Source organism: Planobispora longispora (assembly GCF_016863135.1).
GTDB lineage: Bacteria > Actinomycetota > Actinomycetes > Streptosporangiales > Streptosporangiaceae > Planobispora > Planobispora longispora.
In genome coordinates this window covers 58189-73910 of the sequence record NZ_BOOH01000067.1, presented here as the reverse complement: position 1 = coordinate 73910, position 15722 = coordinate 58189, and the positions used below count along the sequence as shown (strand labels likewise).

Annotated in this window: 20 protein-coding genes; 14 read left to right on the top strand and 6 right to left on the bottom strand. The window is 71.2% G+C overall.

What is annotated here, in order from left to right; all coding sequences use genetic code 11:
- The first annotated feature begins 175 nt into the window (after positions 1 to 175).
- Together Plo01_RS37070 and Plo01_RS37065 are read left to right on the top strand one after the other, a co-directional pair.
- The gene (locus Plo01_RS37070; RefSeq protein ID WP_203895459.1) at positions 176 to 1045 is read left to right on the top strand and encodes a hypothetical protein; all 870 of its coding nucleotides are present in this window, start codon (positions 176 to 178) and stop codon (positions 1043 to 1045) included.
- A 188-nt stretch (positions 1046 to 1233) separates the two neighbouring features.
- Entirely contained in the window at positions 1234 to 1824 is a 591-nt protein-coding gene (locus tag Plo01_RS37065) for a hypothetical protein (protein WP_203895458.1), read from the top strand.
- A gap of 244 nt (positions 1825 to 2068) precedes the next feature.
- Here Plo01_RS37065 and Plo01_RS37060 read toward each other — a convergent pair whose 3' ends face one another.
- The 4 genes from Plo01_RS37060 to Plo01_RS37045 all read right to left on the bottom strand — a co-directional run bounded on the left by Plo01_RS37060 (position 2069) and on the right by Plo01_RS37045 (position 4820).
- Positions 2069 to 2467, bottom strand: coding sequence for a nucleotidyl transferase AbiEii/AbiGii toxin family protein (locus Plo01_RS37060; protein WP_239317813.1), 399 nt, complete (start codon positions 2465 to 2467; stop codon positions 2069 to 2071).
- Entirely contained in the window at positions 2361 to 2720 is a 360-nt protein-coding gene (locus Plo01_RS41470; RefSeq protein WP_373871761.1) for a nucleotidyl transferase AbiEii/AbiGii toxin family protein, read from the bottom strand. Before Plo01_RS41470 ends, Plo01_RS37060 begins: the two co-directional genes overlap by 107 nt.
- A 426-nt stretch (positions 2721 to 3146) precedes the next feature.
- Positions 3147 to 4052 carry a hypothetical protein gene (locus Plo01_RS37050; protein WP_203895455.1) on the bottom strand — a complete coding sequence of 302 codons (906 nt, stop codon included), beginning with the start codon at positions 4050 to 4052 and terminating at the stop codon, positions 3147 to 3149.
- Positions 4053 to 4148: 96 nt separating this feature from the next.
- Entirely contained in the window at positions 4149 to 4820 is a 672-nt protein-coding gene (locus tag Plo01_RS37045) for a VldE C-terminal domain-containing protein (RefSeq protein WP_203895454.1), read from the bottom strand.
- 214 nt (positions 4821 to 5034) lie between these two features.
- Here Plo01_RS37045 and flgB point away from each other — a divergent pair, with 214 nt between their 5' ends.
- From flgB to Plo01_RS36985, 12 genes are all read left to right on the top strand, one after another.
- Entirely contained in the window at positions 5035 to 5394 is a 360-nt protein-coding gene (gene flgB, locus Plo01_RS37040) for a flagellar basal body rod protein FlgB (protein ID WP_203895453.1), read from the top strand.
- A 2-nt stretch (positions 5395 to 5396) separates the two neighbouring features.
- Complete coding sequence (locus Plo01_RS37035; protein WP_203895452.1) at positions 5397 to 5807, top strand: flagellar basal body rod protein FlgC; 411 nt, start codon at positions 5397 to 5399, stop codon at positions 5805 to 5807.
- Complete coding sequence (gene fliE, locus Plo01_RS37030) at positions 5804 to 6115, top strand: flagellar hook-basal body complex protein FliE (protein ID WP_203895451.1); 312 nt, start codon at positions 5804 to 5806, stop codon at positions 6113 to 6115. The genes Plo01_RS37035 and fliE overlap by 4 nt, the downstream gene beginning before the upstream one ends.
- Positions 6115 to 7725, top strand: a complete 1611-nt coding sequence (gene fliF / locus Plo01_RS37025) for a flagellar basal-body MS-ring/collar protein FliF (RefSeq protein ID WP_203895450.1) — start codon at positions 6115 to 6117, stop codon at positions 7723 to 7725. The genes fliE and fliF overlap by 1 nt, the downstream gene beginning before the upstream one ends.
- A 3-nt stretch (positions 7726 to 7728) precedes the next feature.
- Positions 7729 to 8742 (top strand): flagellar motor switch protein FliG, encoded by a 1014-nt coding sequence (gene fliG / locus Plo01_RS37020; RefSeq protein WP_203895449.1) that lies wholly within the window; start codon positions 7729 to 7731, stop codon positions 8740 to 8742.
- A gap of 91 nt (positions 8743 to 8833) precedes the next feature.
- Positions 8834 to 9391, top strand: coding sequence for a FliH/SctL family protein (locus tag Plo01_RS37015; RefSeq protein ID WP_203895448.1), 558 nt, complete (start codon positions 8834 to 8836; stop codon positions 9389 to 9391).
- Positions 9388 to 10692 carry a FliI/YscN family ATPase gene (locus Plo01_RS37010; RefSeq protein ID WP_203895447.1) on the top strand — a complete coding sequence of 435 codons (1305 nt, stop codon included), beginning with the start codon at positions 9388 to 9390 and terminating at the stop codon, positions 10690 to 10692. The genes Plo01_RS37015 and Plo01_RS37010 overlap by 4 nt, the downstream gene beginning before the upstream one ends.
- A gap of 186 nt (positions 10693 to 10878) precedes the next feature.
- A complete protein-coding gene (locus Plo01_RS37005) occupies positions 10879 to 11466 on the top strand; it encodes a flagellar FliJ family protein (protein ID WP_203895446.1) in 588 nt (195 codons plus the stop codon).
- Positions 11463 to 12353 (top strand): C40 family peptidase, encoded by an 891-nt coding sequence (locus tag Plo01_RS37000; protein ID WP_203895445.1) that lies wholly within the window; start codon positions 11463 to 11465, stop codon positions 12351 to 12353. Before Plo01_RS37005 ends, Plo01_RS37000 begins: the two co-directional genes overlap by 4 nt.
- A gap of 20 nt (positions 12354 to 12373) precedes the next feature.
- Complete coding sequence (locus tag Plo01_RS36995; RefSeq protein WP_203895444.1) at positions 12374 to 13567, top strand: flagellar hook-length control protein FliK; 1194 nt, start codon at positions 12374 to 12376, stop codon at positions 13565 to 13567.
- A gap of 22 nt (positions 13568 to 13589) precedes the next feature.
- Positions 13590 to 14063, top strand: a complete 474-nt coding sequence (locus tag Plo01_RS36990; protein ID WP_203895443.1) for a flagellar hook assembly protein FlgD — start codon at positions 13590 to 13592, stop codon at positions 14061 to 14063.
- A 1-nt stretch (position 14064) separates the two neighbouring features.
- Positions 14065 to 14913 (top strand): flagellar hook-basal body complex protein, encoded by an 849-nt coding sequence (locus Plo01_RS36985; protein ID WP_203895442.1) that lies wholly within the window; start codon positions 14065 to 14067, stop codon positions 14911 to 14913.
- Between the two features lie 94 nt (positions 14914 to 15007).
- Here Plo01_RS36985 and Plo01_RS36980 read toward each other — a convergent pair whose 3' ends face one another.
- Both Plo01_RS36980 and Plo01_RS36975 read right to left on the bottom strand, forming a co-directional pair.
- Positions 15008 to 15244: a hypothetical protein gene (locus Plo01_RS36980; protein ID WP_203895441.1), complete on the bottom strand. Its 237-nt coding sequence runs from the start codon at positions 15242 to 15244 to the stop codon at positions 15008 to 15010.
- Complete coding sequence (locus Plo01_RS36975) at positions 15244 to 15540, bottom strand: type II toxin-antitoxin system Phd/YefM family antitoxin (protein ID WP_203895440.1); 297 nt, start codon at positions 15538 to 15540, stop codon at positions 15244 to 15246. The genes Plo01_RS36980 and Plo01_RS36975 overlap by 1 nt, the downstream gene beginning before the upstream one ends.
- Between the last annotated feature and the right edge of the window lie 182 nt (positions 15541 to 15722).

The following is a 15722-nucleotide window of genomic DNA, read 5'->3' as shown; positions in this document are numbered from 1 at the left end:
CCCGGCGTCACATCAGGCCGCCCACGGTTGCCACCGTGGGCGGCCTTGCCGTTTCCCGGGTAAAACCCGCGCTTTTGTCAACTAAATGTGTTGTGCTACGAACAGACCGTGATATTTGGTAATAAATACCGTGATCAATTGGGGTTATTCTCTTTCCCGGTGTAACACTGTTTTAATGTATTCCCTGGTCAGCGCCCCAGTGCTCGGTTTCGACCTGACGCGGCTGGACGGCGGAGCGGCGACCGCCGCAGTGCTTTCCCGCGCCCTGCGTCTCACCCCCGGCGACCTCCCGGCGCTGGCCCGCAGGCTCCCCGACGACGGAGTCCGCGCCCGGTTGTGGCAGGACATCCACGGCGCGACCATTCTGCGCCCGACCATCCGCGGCCTGGCCCAGCAGGAGACCGAGGGAGCGATCGCCCTGCTGGAGCGCGCGCCCATCGGCACCCCCGACGCGCTGCTGCACTGCGTCCGGCACGACGTGCTCGACTGGACCTGGAGCACCGAGGACGGCGTCCGCGGCCAGGACGAGATCGCGACCCGCGCCACGGCCGTCGTCTGCGACGCGGTGATGGCCACCTACCTGCGTGAGCTGCTGCCGGCCGACACCCGGCGCCGGCTGGCCGTCGGCTGGCTCGCCGCCGTCCGCGAACTGCCCGAGCCGCCGGTGGACGCCGGCCCCCAGCACGAGGCCGTCATGGAGCTGTGCCGCCGCGTCGCGACGCTCGGCGCGGGTGACGTCGAGCGCCTGTCCGCCCTGGCCGACCGCACCCGCTCCGACGGCGGCTCCTGGTCGAAGGCGGTGCACTCGGCCTCCTGGGCGGTCCACACCTCCGACCGCGTCCGCGCCGCCGCCGCCGCCCAGTTCGAGCTGGTCCAGTCCGTCGACTCCGCCGGGATCCCGGTCGCCGAGCGCGCGGGCGGCGTGTGGAACCTGCTGAGCGGCGCCGTGCACGCCCTCACGGTCGCCGACATGATCGAATCGGCGCTCGTGGAGCAGCTGCTCGACCCCTGCCTGAGCGTGCTGGGCCTGCCCGTCCCCAGCTGACCGGGGCGTCCGGCCTCCTCGCCGCATCCGCAGCCGCCTGCCGTACGACATGTCGCTATATGTCATACGGCAGGCGGCTGCAGTGCTAGACGAGAGCAGTCGAGGGATTTTTTCCGGTTTCCCTTGAGTGACCCCTCAGATCGCCGACGGTAAGCAAGGAACAACTGTCGGCAATCGGAAGGGATGCCATGTCGAACAGCAGGAAGGTCTGGGGCGCGATGCTCCTGGCCGCCGCCGTCACGGTGAGTGTGCCCGCCACCGCGGGCGTCGCCAACGCCGCCCCGAAGGCCAAGACCGCCAAGATCTCCAAGGCGAAGGCCGCCGCCGCCAAGGCCAAGGCCGAGGCCGCCAAGAAGGCCGCCGCCGCCAAGGCCGCGGCTGCCAAGGCCAAGGCCGCTCAGCCGTTCGCGGCCGTCGGCACCGTCACCGCGGTGAACCCCACGGCCCGCACCATCACGGTCCAGCTCGCCGCCGGACCCAAGAGCTCGCGCGGCACGAGCGTCGTCATCTACGTCAGCAGCACCACCAAGGTGGTGAAGGACGAGGTCAAGGGTGGCTTCGACCTGCTGGCCGTGGAGGACGTGGTCACCGCCAACGGCACCAAGACCGCCACCAGCTACGTGGCCAAGAACGTCAACGCCCACGACCTCACGCCGGAGCCCGAGGAGCCGGTCGTCGAGGAGCCGCCCGTCGTCGAGGAGCCGCCCGTCGTCGAGGAGCCGCCGGCCGAAGAGCCGCCGGTCGTCGAGGAGCCGCCGGCCGAGGAGCCCGCGGTCTGACGCATCGATTGAGCGCCCTCTTTCCGCCAGTCACTCTGGCGTGAAGAGGGCGTTTTGCGTTGCGGGCCGGCCCCGGATGTCGGCACAGCCGGGCCGCACCTGCCCGATCCCGTCTCCTCCAGCGCGGGTACGGCGTTCCCGTGAGGCGGGGTTCGGGTTTCGGCGTGATCTCCGTCCAACTCAGCGATCTCAGAGAGCGCCAGAAATCCTTGTTAGCTCGACCCCGGCCGCATGACCTGACGTCTCATCCGGGCGTCTCTTCGGGGTCGTCCCACGAATCTGTCTGGGCCATCTCGGAGCCGAGCCGGTCAGCCCACTGCTGCGCCCAGATCCTCATCGCCAGGATCTGCTCGGGCCGGCAGCCGTACACCTCGAACTCCTCATCGGCGTATGCGGCCGCATGATCGAGCTGGTCCCGCAAGTCCTCCGGGTAAAAATCCTCGTCGAGCGCCCGCTTTCCCAGGGCCGCGAGCTCGGCGTCGCTGAAATAAGCCGTCGCACTGTACACATCGATCAAGTCTCGAGGCAGACCACGGTCATGGAGGGCGCCTACTTTCAACGCCACGGCGTCCTCGAGAGCGAGCACCGGCCCAAAGCTCATGATCGCCGCCGGACGGTTGAGCGGTTCCTTGAGCACATCCACCCGGTACGTCACTCCTGAAGGGAGGGCGACGGACATGACCCTTACGGCCTTCCGCTGATATCACCTGCGCGTTGACTCCTGCTTGCCTGTAGGCGTGCGCGAGTGATGCGGTGATCTCCTCCATGGGAGCAGCGCTCGCGGTGGCGAAGTCGATGTCGTCTGACGGCCGGGTGACCAGGCCATGGGCTTTGATCGCATAACCGCCCGCGAGGACCAGGCCGTAACGGTCGCATACGGGGAGGGCTGCGCGCATCAACAGCGCGTGATCTCCTTCAAGCGGATCGGGCAACAGCGGCCGCCAGTTCGGGGAGTCTCGCCTGCCACAGGAGACGGAGCTGTCGGGGTAGTCGTAGCCGTGCCCAGTCCTGGAGAAGGAGGTCGGCATTCAGCCAGTGGGTGTGGTGCTCAGCTGTGATCGCTGATGTCAGCACCGTCATGTGGAACAGATAGCGCTGGTCGGGGTTGGAAAGATCGAAACGAGTTCGTCCTGACCAAGCGAGATCAGGGGGGAGGTCGACCAGGCCCTCATGAGGACCGGCCAGGGATGACAACGATGACGGGATCAGCCGGGCGGCACTTGCCCAGCGGGACGGCAGCGATGTCACGGCTTGAGCGCTCACCCACCCATTGTCTCCTGCCTTGTCCATCTCGCACAGGCCGGATTGAAAACGCCCGGCGATCAGGGGCGCAGGGTGGTCCAGGCGGTGTAGTCGTGAACGGCGATGCCGGCGAAGGAGGGGTATTCGGCGGCGGCCGCGTCGACCTCGGCCAGGGCGGCGTCCATCGCCTCGCGCCCCCTGTCGTGGAAGGTGCAGTGCGGGCAGTCGGGCAGGCGGAGGGTCTCGGCGCCGAGCCGTACCGGACGGCCCGCCCGCTGGCCCCGGCGGAGCATGTCGGCGGAGATCTCCATGATGGAGCCGGGGCCGGTGGCGGTGTCGCGGTAGGACATGACGGTCACCGCGTCGGTGCGGGCCAGGACCTCGTCGGCCAGGGTCGCGGAATCCGCGGAGCTCGCGGAGCTCGCGGAGCCGGAGGGCCCGGCGGGGATGGTGTGGTACCAGAACGGCACGTCGGCCTCGAGCGGGCGGGGATCGGCGTCGCGGAGCTTGGCCAGGAGCGCGGTGAAGGACGCGACGGTCCCGGCCCGGTCGGTGCGCCAGGCGGGCAGGTGGTACGGCTCGACGTCGACGTGGGCCGTGGTGAACAGGCCGGTGCCCATCGCGGTGCGCAGCCAGGACAGGGCGGCGGCGTGGTCGAGGGCCCACTCGGGCTCGCCGCCCAGGGCGGCCAGCTCGATCCCGGCGGCGTCGGCGTTCTTCCCGAGCGCGGACAGCCGGGCGCGCTCGGCGGCGGTGAGCTCCTGCGGCACGTAGGCGAAGATCTCGCTCACCCCCTGGGCGGCGGCCCATTCCACCACCTCGGCCGGGTCGGCCCGCTGCCACAGCCACATGGCGCGGGTCGGGGCGGGAGCGGCGCAGCCGCCGAGCGGGGCGAGCGCGACGGTCACGCAGGCGAGGCGGAGCAGCGCGCAGGCCAGACCCCGCGGGCGGGGGCCGCGGCCCCGTCCCGGAAATCGTCCCGCCACGCCTCGCTCCCCCCGCGTCGTCCGCAGGGCCACCGTATGCGGCCGCCGCCCGGGAAGGCGGGGTCACGCGCCGGGGACCGCCGGGGAGGAGTCAGGTCAGCGCTCGACCGAGATGTGCACGTGGTCGAAGTGGTTCTGGGTGACGCTTCCGCGGTCCTCCATCAGACGCCAGCCCTCGCTCGCACGCGAAGGGCTCCAGATGTGCTGGGCGAAGATGATGTATTTGATGCCGAGCTCGTCGGCGTGCTCCTTGACGTAGTTGGCGACCTCCCAGCCCTCCTTGAGCTTGGCGCCGGAAGGCATCTTCCCGCCCGTGCTGATCATGAAGTCGGCGGCCTTGCCGGTGGGGTGGTCGCTGCCGGGCATGCCGCCGTCGGCCCGCCAGGCGCCGATGGTCGGGAACGGGCCGAACTTCGCGTCGACGTTCTCGATGACCTTCTTCATGGTGGGCGTGATGCGGTCGCCGCCGCCGATGACCTTGGAGTGGTCGTGGGCCTTCTCGGTGGCGGTCGTCGCGGAAGTGCCGTTCGCGGCCGAGGTGCCGGTCGCGCCGGGAGTGGTGCCGGAGGTGGTCGCCGTACCGGATGTGCCCGCCGTGGGAGTGGACGGCGGGGCGGAGGTCGTGCCGGCGGCGGCCGCCTTCTGCCGTTCGGCGGTGAGCTGGGCGGCGAACTGCTGGCCGGAAGCGCTGGAGGCGGGAGTGAGCCGGGTGAACTGGCTCTGCAGGACGGCCATCCGGGACTGGATCGCGGCGATGCCTTCGGACACGCGGGCTGTCTCCTCGCTGGACGTCGTAGAGAACGGGCTCGCCGCCCCATCGGCAGGGCGGTTCCGCCACCTGAGGACTTGAAGCGAGACGGAGGACGAAAGTCGGAAAAGTTCTCAGGACGCCTCCGGGGCGTCCGATGGGGCTACCTGAGCAGGGAGTGCTCGCCCCATCGCCATGGATCGGCGGCCGTAGTAGAGCGAACGGAGTCTGTTCGTGCTCGAGGACGTCACCTCCAGCGCCGTGCGCATCGCGCTGAAGGGCCTGGCCCAGCGCCAGCGGGTCATCGCCGACAACATCGCCAATATCGAGACTCCCGGGTTTCTCGCCGGCCGCGTCCAGTTCGAGGATGCCCTGCGGACCGCCGTCAAGGGCGGCTCTCCCGCCAAGGCCGTCGGCACGGTGGAGCCGAGCGTCGCCCGCTCGCTCGAGCCCACCCGGGAGAACGGCAACAACGTCAACCTCGACCACGAGACCTTGTCGCACATGGACACCGTGCTGCGCTACCAGACGATGTTGAAGGCCCTCGACTCCAAGTACGGCCAGCTGCGTTCCGTCATCAGGGGAGGTGCGTGACCATGGCTGGTCCCTTCGGCGCGATCGGCATCGCCGGCACGGGTGTGACCGTCTACCGCAAGTGGCTGGACGCCGTGTCCGACAACATCGCCAACATCAACAACGCCGCCCCCACCAGCGGTGAGGCCTTCCGGGCCCGCTACGTGCTGGCCCAGGCGGTGGACTACGGCTCGGGCAACGGCGGCGTGCAGGTCGGCGGGATCGAGCTCGGCAAGGCCGAGGGCCGGCTGGTCTACGAGCCCAACCACCCCCTGGCCGACGAGAAGGGCTACGTGCGTTACCCGGACATCGACCTCGGCGCCCAGATGGGGCAGCTGATGATGGCGCAGCGCGCCTACCAGGCCAACATTTCAGTCGTCGACCGCGCCTATGACGCCTACCAGGCCGCGCTCCAGCTCGGGAGGAACGGATGAGCATCGACTCGATCGGCCCCATCGCGGGACCGCTGCGCATCAATGCCCCGGCCGCCCCGGCGGGCGTGTCGGCGGCGCGGGACGCGGGCGAGGTCTTCGGCGGCCTTCTCACCCAGAGCGTCGAGAACCTGCAGGCCACCCAGACCAAGGCCGACGCGCTGGCCGTCAAGGCCGCCACCGGCGACCTGCAGGACGCCCACGACTACATGGCCGCCAGCACGGAGGCCGCGCTGGCGACCCAGCTGACCGTTGCCGTCCGTGACAAGGCCATCGCCGCCTTCACCGAGATCATGAGGTTGCAGGGCTGATGCAGGAACGCGCACTCGCCGCTCTCCGCAAGGGCCGCTCCACGTTCGCGTCGTTCAGCAGCGGGCAGAAGGCCGTCACCGTCTCCCTCGTGCTCGCCCTCGCGGTGGGCGGGTTCTTCTTCGCCCAGTGGGCCTCGCAGCCCACCTACGGCACGCTGTACTCCAACCTGTCGGGCTCCGACGGCAACGCGATCGTCGAGAAGCTCACCGCCGAAGGCGTCCCCTACCAGCTCGCCGACGGCGGCACCACGATCATGGTGCCCCAGGCCCAGGTGTACGACCTGCGGCTGAAGATGAGCGGCGAGGGTCTGCCGACCCAGGAGGACGGCGGCGGCTACGCCCTGCTGGACAAGCAGGGTGTCACCACCTCCGACTTCATGCAGCACGTCGGCTACCAGCGCGCCCTGGAGGGCGAGCTGGCCAAGACCATCAAGGCGATCGACGGTGTCACCTCCGCCAGCGTGCACCTCGCGATCCCGCAGAAGGACGTCTTCACCGACGACGCGGCCAAGCCGACCGCCTCGGTCCTGGTGGGCACCGTTCCCACCAAGGAGCTGACCAACGCCCAGGTCAAGGCCGTGGTGAACCTGGTCGCCTCCAGCATCGAGGGCATGGAGCCGACCGACGTCACCCTCGCCGACTCCACCGGCAAGGTGCTGTCGGCCGGCGGCGAGCAGGCGCTGACCGGCGCCGGCGACGAGCGCGACCAGCAGACGCAGGCGTTCGAGCAGCGGATGAGCGGCTCGATCCAGCAGATGCTGACCCAGGTCCTGGGCCCGAACAAGGCCGTCGTCAAGGTCACCGCCGACCTGGACTACGACCAGACCGAGACCAAGAGCCAGCGCTACGTCAGCGACCCGAACACTCCGCCGCTGTCGTCGACGACCAAGGAGGAGAGCTACGACGGTGGCGGCACGCCGACCGGCGGCGTCCTCGGTCCCGACAACATCCAGGTCCCGAGCACCCAGTCCGGCAACAACTACCGGTCGGTCACCGAGACCCGTGACAACGCCGTCGGCCTGGTCAGCGAGACCCGCAAGACCGCGCCGGGCGCGGTCCGCAAGCTCGACGTCGCCGTGATGGTCGACGGCCAGGCGTCCGCCGGGGTGGACATGGCCGAGATCCAGCGCATCGTGACCTCCGCCGCCGGCGTGAACACCCAGCGGGGCGACACCATCGCCGTCGCCGCGATGCCGTTCGACAACAGCACCGCGGAGAAGGCGGCCGCCGAGCTCGCCGCCGCGCAGAAGGTCGAGCAGGACGCGCAGACGATGGAGTACGTCAAGATCGGCGCTGCCGCCCTGGGCATCGTGATCCTGTTCGTCATCGGGATGCTGCGCGGCCGCCGCAAGCGCCGTACGGCGCTGTCGAAGAAGGAGCAGGCCCGCCTGGAGGAACTGCAGATCGAGCTGGAGCGCGTCCGCGCCCAGGCCGCTCTGGAGGCCTCCGAGCGCGAGGCGCTCATGGCCGGGTCGGCCGAGCCCGCGCCCGCCGAGCCCGACTCGGACCACCACGAGGAACTCCGTGGGGAGATCTCCGGCATGGTGTCCCGCCAGCCGGAAGAAGTCGCGCAGGTGCTGCGCAGCTGGCTCGCAGACAGGAGGGGTTAAGCGATGCCGATGACCGAGACGCTGTCCGGCCTGCGAAAGGCCGCCATCCTGCTCGTCCAGATGGGCAAGGAAGACTCCGCGAAGGTGCTCGGGCAGCTGCGCGAGCCCGAGGTCGAGGAGCTGAGCGCCGAGATCGTGCGCCTGGGCACCATCGACCCCATGGACGCCGTGGAAATCCTCACGGAGTTCCGCGACATGACGAACGCCTACCGCTACGCGGGGCAGGGCGGCATGGACTTCGCCCGCGAACTGCTGGAGGCGTCGCTGGGCCGCGAGCGGGCCAGCCAGATCGTCGAGCGGCTCTCGGCCTCCCTGGTCGACCTGCCGTTCAGCTTCCTGCAGCGGGCCGACCCCCGCCAGGTGCTCTCGTTCGTGCAGGACGAGCACCCCCAGCTGATCGCGCTGGTGCTCGCGCACCTGCCCTCGCACCTGGGCGCGCAGATCCTGTCGGGCCTCAGCCCGACCCTGCAGGCCGACGTGGCGCACCGGATCGCGGTCATGGACCGCACCTCGCCGGACATCATCCGCCAGGTGGAGTCCGCCCTGGAGCGCAAGCTCTCGTCGGTGCTCCAGCCGTCCGACCTGTCGGCGGTGGGCGGTCTGCAGCCGCTGGTGGACATCATCAACCGCGCGGACCGGGTCACCGAGCGCCTGATCCTCGAGGGCCTGGAGGGGCGCAGCCCCGAGCTGGCCGAGGAAGTCCGCAGCCGGATGTTCATGTTCGAGGACGTCGTCCACCTCGACGACCGCGCCGTTCAGCTGGTGGTCCGCCAGGTCGAGACCTCCGACCTGGCCACCGCGCTCAAGGGCGTCGGCCAGGACGTGCTCAACAAGATCACGCGCAACCTGTCCGCACGCGCCGCCGAGAACCTCGTCGAGGAGATCGAGCTGCTCGGCCCGGTCCGGCTGCGCACGGTCGAGGAGGCCCAGGCCAAGATCGTTCACGCGATCCGGGCGCTGGAGGAGTCGGGTCAGATCGTGATTCGTCGTGGGGATGAGGATGAGTTTGTCGCCTGAGATGGTTGTACGAGGGACGCAGGCGCGCACCTTCAGCGCCGCCAGATTCACCGCCGATTTCGGTACGGGAACCAACATCCCTGCCGATGTGATGGAACGAGCCCGAGCCGAGGCCCGGGCCACCGGATACGCCGAGGGCTGGGCGCTGGGCCGCGAGGAGGCCCGCCAGGCCGCCGCGGCCGAGGTACGGGACGAGGCCGAGCGCGTCGCCCGGGCCGAGGCCCGCAAGATCGCCCGGCTGGACAGCGCCCTGTCCGCGATCACCACCTCGGCGGGCCGGCTGGAGCAGCAGACCGCCCCGGCGGCCGCCGAACTGGAGGAGCTCATCGTTCAGACCGCCTACGCTCTCGCCGAGGCCGTGCTCGGCCGGGAGATCGAGCACAGCCCCGAGCCGGGCCGCGAGGCCCTGGTCAGGGCACTGGCCCTGGTGCCCGAGAACCGTTCGGTGCTCGTCCGGCTGAGCCCCGCCGACCACGCCGCCCTCGTCGGCGCGGCGGAGAACACCTTCGACATCGACGGCCGGAGCGTGACCATGGTCGTCGACCCCCGGATGAAGCCCGGCGACGCCGTCGCCGAGTGCGACGCGACCGCCGTCGACGCCCGCCTGTCCACCGCCCTCGAACGCGTCAAGGAGGCCCTGGGCCTGTGATCCCGCTGCTCGACTCCCGCATCGCCGCCGCCACCAAGGCCGCCAGGCCCATCGTGGCCGGCCGTGTGTCCGCCGTGGTGGGACTCTCGGTCGCCGTGGAGGGCGTCTCCGGCAAGGTCGGCGACCTGGTGTATCTGGGCGAGGGCCCGGCCGCCGTCCCGGCCGAGGTGGTCGCGCTGGACAGCGGGCGGCTCAGCTGCCTGCCGCTGGGCTCCTTGACCGGCATCGGGGTGGGCAGCCCCGCGATCGCCACCGGTGACACGCTGCGGATCCCGGTCGGCGAGGCGCTGCGCGGCCGCGTCCTGGACGGCCTGGGCCGCCCGATGGACGGCGGCCCCTCGCTGGCGGGGCTGGAGATGGTCTCGGTGGAGAACGAGCCGCCGAACGCGATGCAGCGCCGCCGGATCGCCGAGCCGATGCCGGTGGGCGTGCGCGCCCTGGACACGATGGTCACCGTCGGCCGCGGGCAGCGCCTGGGCATCTTCGCCGGTTCCGGCGTCGGCAAGTCCAGCCTCATGTCCATGATCACCCGGGGCACCGAGGCCGAGATCACCGTCGTGGCGCTGGTCGGCGAGCGTGGCCGCGAGGTCCGCGAGTTCCTGGAGAACGACCTCGGCCCCGAGGGCCTGGCCCGCTCCGTCGTGATCGTGGCCACCTCCGACCAGCCGCCCATGGTGCGCCTGCGCGCCTGCTTCGTGGCCACCCGGATCGCCGAGTGGTTCCGCGACCAGGGCCGCGACGCCCTGCTGCTGATGGACAGCCTCACCCGCGCCGCCATGGCCCAGCGCGAGGTCGGCCTCTCGGCCGGAGAGCCGCCGGCGACCCGCGGCTACCCGCCGTCGGTGTTCGCGATGCTCCCCCGCCTGCTGGAGCGGGCCGGGCCCGGCGTCGACGGCACCATCACCGGCCTGTACACGGTGCTGGTCGACGGCGACGACCACAACGAGCCCATCGCCGACGCCGCGCGCTCGATCCTCGACGGCCACGTCGTGCTCGACCGGCGTCTGGCGACCGCGGGCCACTTCCCCACGATCGACGTGCTGGAGTCGGTATCCCGCGTCGCGGGCGCGGTGACCAGCCGCGAGCAGCGCGGCGACGCGACCGCGCTGCGCCGGCTGCTGGCCGCCCACCGCGACATCCGCGAGCTGGTGGAGATCGGCGCCTACGTGCCCGGCACCAACCCCGACGCCGACCTGGCGCGGGCGCTGTGGCCGCGCATCCAGGGCTTCCTCCGCCAGGACATGGAGGAGCGCACCTCGGCAGGAGACGCCTGGGAGACGCTCCGGTCCCTGCTGGCCTGAGAACCTCCCGGGGCCTTCCGCCGCCGGCCTCGCGGCGGCGGATCTCTCCGGCGGCGATCCAGCGCCGGATCCTCGCGGCGACGGTCCGGCCCCCGCCCTGCCCATGCCGACGGCGCCGGGACCGGCGCCCCGGCTCTCGCTCCCCCTCCTCGCCCCCGTCCAGGATCACGACACTAAGGAGCTCCGATGAGCCCACGATTCCGGCTCTCCTCGATCCTGCGGGCCCGCAAGGCCCAGGAGGACGCCGCCAAGGGCGGGGTGATGCGGGCCCGCTCCGAGGCGGCCGCCGCCGCCGAGCGGGTCGAGCAGCAGGAGATAGAGCTCAAGACCCGGATGATCGTGCCGGAGCCCTCCTCCGCCTCCGCGTTCGTCGCGGCGATGGCCGCACGGCGCGCGGTGGCCGCGGAGCTGTCCGTGCGCCGCCAGCAGGCCGAGGAGGCCCAGCGGCGGGTCGGCGCCAGCGTGAACACCTGGAGTGCGGCCTCCCAGCGGCGCCGGATGGTGGAGAAGCTGGCCGAGCGGCACGAGACCGCCCGCCAGGAGGCCGAGGCCGCCGCCGAGCAGAGCGCCGTCGACGACCTCTCGACCACCCGCCGGCCGCGCACCGGCGGACTGGCGGGCGGGCTGCCGGGCGGCGGATCACAGGCCGCCAGACCGCACACCGGCGGACTGCCGGACGGCGGATCGCAGCCCGCCAGGCCGCACACCGGCGGGACGCGGACGGACAAGTGGCAGACGAGCCGGTGGCAGGCGGGACAGGAGAAGGGCCGTTGAGCATCACGGACGTCACGGCGAGGATCGCCCAGCTGCGGACCCAGTTCGGCGGGACGCCCGCCGTCTCCTCGGCCGCCGCCCCGACCGGCGCCTCGGCCACCTCGGCCACCGACTTCGCCGCCACGCTGGAGGAGGCCAAGCAGACCGCGCAGACCACCGCGGGGGGCACCGGCGCGACGACCTCCACCGGGGCGACCGGCAAGGTCACCTCCGGCTCCGCCGACGGGAAGGTCACCGGCCAGGACGTCGTCGAGCAGGCCCGCCGCTACCTCGGCGTCCCCTACCTGTGGGGCGGCACGGACCCGAGCAGGGGCCTGGACTGCTCCGGCCTGGTCCAGCTCGTCTACAAGAAACTGGGCGTCTCGCTGCCGCGCGTCTCGCAGGACCAGCAGAACGAGGGCCGCAGCATCCCCAGCCTGAAGCAGGCGCAGCCGGGCGACTTGCTGACCTTCGGCTCCCCGGCGACGCACATCGGCATCTACATCGGCGACGGCAAGATGCTGCACGCCCCCCGCACCGGCGACGTGGTCAAGATCGTCGATATGGACGACTACTACCGCAAGCCCACCGACATCCGCCGCATCCTGCCCGGCGAGGCGGCGGGCGCCGTCACCTCCTCGGCGGCCACGCAGGCCACCCCCTCGGCCCTGAACGTCGCCGGGATGGGCATGTCCGGCACCGGATCGGACCCCGCGACGACGACCGGCCTGCTGGCCGCGATGGCCGGGATGCAGCCCGGGTACGGCGCCGCCGCGTCCGATTCCAACCCGGCGCTCAATTTGCCGCAGGTCCCCTCCGGCGCTGCCGATGGGCTGGGTACCGGTCTCTACGACCCGGCCCAGGCTTACGTCCGCACCATTCAGTCGGCCATGAACGGCATCGGATAGCAGGAGAGAAGATCTTGACCATGCCTTCGATCCCCCTGGCGGGGAGCTCGTCGCCGATGGCGGCGCCGTCCGGCGCCTCAGGTGAGGGGCAGGCTGGGCAGACCGGGGCAGGCGACGCCTTCGCCGCCCTTCTCGCCCTCATCGCGGGTGGAGGACCGTTGCCGCAGGGCGCCCTCCCCAATCTTGACCTTTCCGGTGGCGCCACCGGTTCCGGGCAGACGGCGCAGGGGATCACCGCGCTGTCCTCGACCCCGGCCGCGCTCGGCGCCCAGCTCGGAGTCCCCCTCACCATCCAGGCCCAGCTCGCCGGCCAGGACCAGGGACAGGCCCTCTCGGCGCAGCTCCTGCAGTCCGGCGGTGTGCAGGCACAGGAGCAGCAGCTCGTCCAGGCCTCCGGCCTGACGGGAGTGCCCGCCGTACCGGCCGCCGTGCTCCTGGGCGGAGCCGGCGCCCCGGCCGACGCCGCCGCGCTCACCCCGGTCACGACCGCCGCGGCCGGCCCGGACGCGCCGGCCTCCGGCACGACCGCCGAGGGCGTCCAGGCCGTTCCCGGTCAGGACGTCACCGCCTCCGCGGTCCCGGTCGCGACCTCGGGCTCCGGCACGGGCGCCTCCTCCTCCGGTGACGGCGGTTCCGAGCAGCCCGGCTTCGCCGCCGCGGCGGTGACCGAGGCCGCCGAGGCGGCCGACGTCACGCCGCAGGCCGTACCGCAGGTCACCGCGACCGCGCAGACCGAGGCGGTGGAGCAGGTCGCCGCGCCGGCCCCGGCCCGCCCGGCGCCGCCCGCCTCGCAGATCGCCTTCCACGTGGTCCCGCTCCGGCAGGACCCGGACGGCGTCCACCGGCTCACCGTCCACCTGAACCCCGTCGACCTCGGCCCGGTCAGCGTCGTCGCCGAGGTGCGCAACGGCGCGGTCCACCTGCAGCTCGCCGGGACCAGCGACGTCGCCTTCGACACGCTCCGCACGGCCCTGCCCGAGCTGAAGCGGGAGCTGGAGGAGAGCGGTTTCTCCTCCTGCAGCCTGGACCTGCAGCGCGAGGCCCCCAACGGCGGCCAGTCCGGCGAGCGCCGCCAGGCCCAGCAGGACGCGGCCGCGCAGCAGGGCGGCCAGAGCTGGAACAGCGCCCCCTACGGCGGCGCCCGCACGGCCTCCGCCACGACCGATCCCGTGCCGGACCGGCCGGGATCCCGTCTGCTCAACGTCCGTCTCTGACCCGTCTCCCGCAAGGAACCACGTGACCAGCATCACGAGTGGGGTCTCCACCCCCATGTCCGCCACGGCGGCCGCCACGACCGGCACGACCTCCCCGCTGGGCAACAGCCAGCTCGACAAGGACACGTTCCTGCAGCTGCTGGTGGCCCAGATGCGCTACCAGGACCCCAGCAAGCCCGCCGACACCTCGGCGTTCCTGTCGCAGACCGCGCAGTTCACCGAGGTCGAGAAGATGGAGGAGCTCGTCAAGCAGCAGGGTCAGCTGCTGGCCTCCCAGCTCAGCCTCTCGGCCAGCAACCTCGTCGGAAAGACCATCAGCTACACCGGACCAGACGGCACGGAAGCCGTCGGTGTGGTCACCTCCGCCTCGCTCGGCAGCAACCCGACCCTGAAGGTCGGGAACACGGATGTACCGCTGTCCTCGGTCAAGGAAGTCACCAGCGCCGGCCAGCCCGGCACCGCACCCGCCTCCAGCGACTCCACCGAAGGAAACTGACATGCTTCGCTCCCTGTACTCGGGCATCAGCGGCCTGCGCGTCCACCAGACGATGATGGACGTGACCGGTAACAACATCGCCAACGTCAACACCACCGGCTTCAAGACGTCCCAGACCACCTTCCAGGACACCCTGAGCCAGATGATGCGCGCCGCGGGCTCCCCGCAGGCCGCCGACGGCGTGAACCAGGCCGCCGGTGGCTCCAACCCGGCGCAGGTCGGCCTGGGCGTGCGCCTGGCGGGCATCGAGACCAACTTCGGCCAGGGCGCGGCGCAGACCACCGGCCGCAAGACCGACCTGATGGTCCAGGGCGACGGCTTCTTCGTCGTGCAGAACGGCACCGAGCAGCTCTACACCCGCGCGGGCTCCTTCAGCCTCGACGCCAACAGCACCCTGGTCACCCCGGACGGCAACTTCGTGCTCGGCTGGAACACCACCAACGGCACCATCAACACCGCCGACCCGCTGGAGCCGGTGCAGCTGCCGACGGACGGCTCCCTGGAGTCCTACACCATCTCCCAGGACGGCACCCTCGTCGGCGTCATGACCGACGGCACCAAGCGCCCGATCGGCCGCATCGCCATGGGCAACTTCGTCAACCCGGGTGGTCTGGAGAAGGCCGGCGGCTCGACCTACCGCGCCACGGTGAACTCCGGCGAGGCCACCGTCGGCACCGCGGGCACCGGCGGCATGGGCCTGATGCAGACCGGCGCGCTGGAGATGTCCAACGTCGACCTCGGTCAGGAGTTCACCAACCTGATCATCTCCCAGCGCGGCTTCCAGGCCAACACCAAGGTCATCAGCACCTCCGACGAGCTGCTGAACGACCTGGTCAACCTCAAGCGCTAAGCATCCTCACCCCGCAGGCGGGGAACGGCCGAAGGCCCCGGGCGCGTCCACACGCGCCCGGGGCCTTCGCGCGTCGTCGACCAGGTGCGAAAGCTCAGGTGTTGGCGCGGACGACCCAGACGGACACGTGGTCTCCGCCGTAGGTGTAGCGCAGCGTGAAGGAGTCCGTCACGATCTCGAAGGCCGACGGGATCATTCCGTACGGCCGTGCGCCGAGGGGCTCGGGCTCCTCCGGCAGGGAGTACACCGTCTCCAGGACGGTGGCGCGCAGACCGAGCGGCAGCTTCAGCACCGCTTCCTCGGCTTCGGTGCTCCACAGGACGGTCGGCATCACTCGGGCGCGTCCGGCAGGGGCACGCCGAAGTGCGCGTATGCCGCCTCCCTGCTGGCGAAGCCGGTCAGCCGGGCCTCTCCGCGCTGCACGGAGGCCATGCGCTCCTTCATCTCCGCGATCTCGGCTTGCTCCCGGAGGCGCTGGAGCTCGGCGTACTCGGCTTCGCTGATGAGCACGGCGTGTTCGTCGGCTGAGCGGCTGATGCGCACCGGGACGTGGGCGTGCACGGCGCGGGAGACCAGTGTGCCCAGGCGCTTGCGTGCCTCGACGATCCCTATCTGCTCCATGTCCATGTGAGCATAGTAAGACAAGTGTCCATTGTGTACACATGGTTTGCCGTCTCGGCAGAGGGGCCGCCAGGCCGGTGCGCACGATGCGCGCCGGAGCGGGCCGCCGTACCGGACGGTGGGGGCGACCTCGGCCGGACAGGCCGGGAGGACCTTGGTCCTGTGGGTTTCCTCAGGCGAACGGGGCT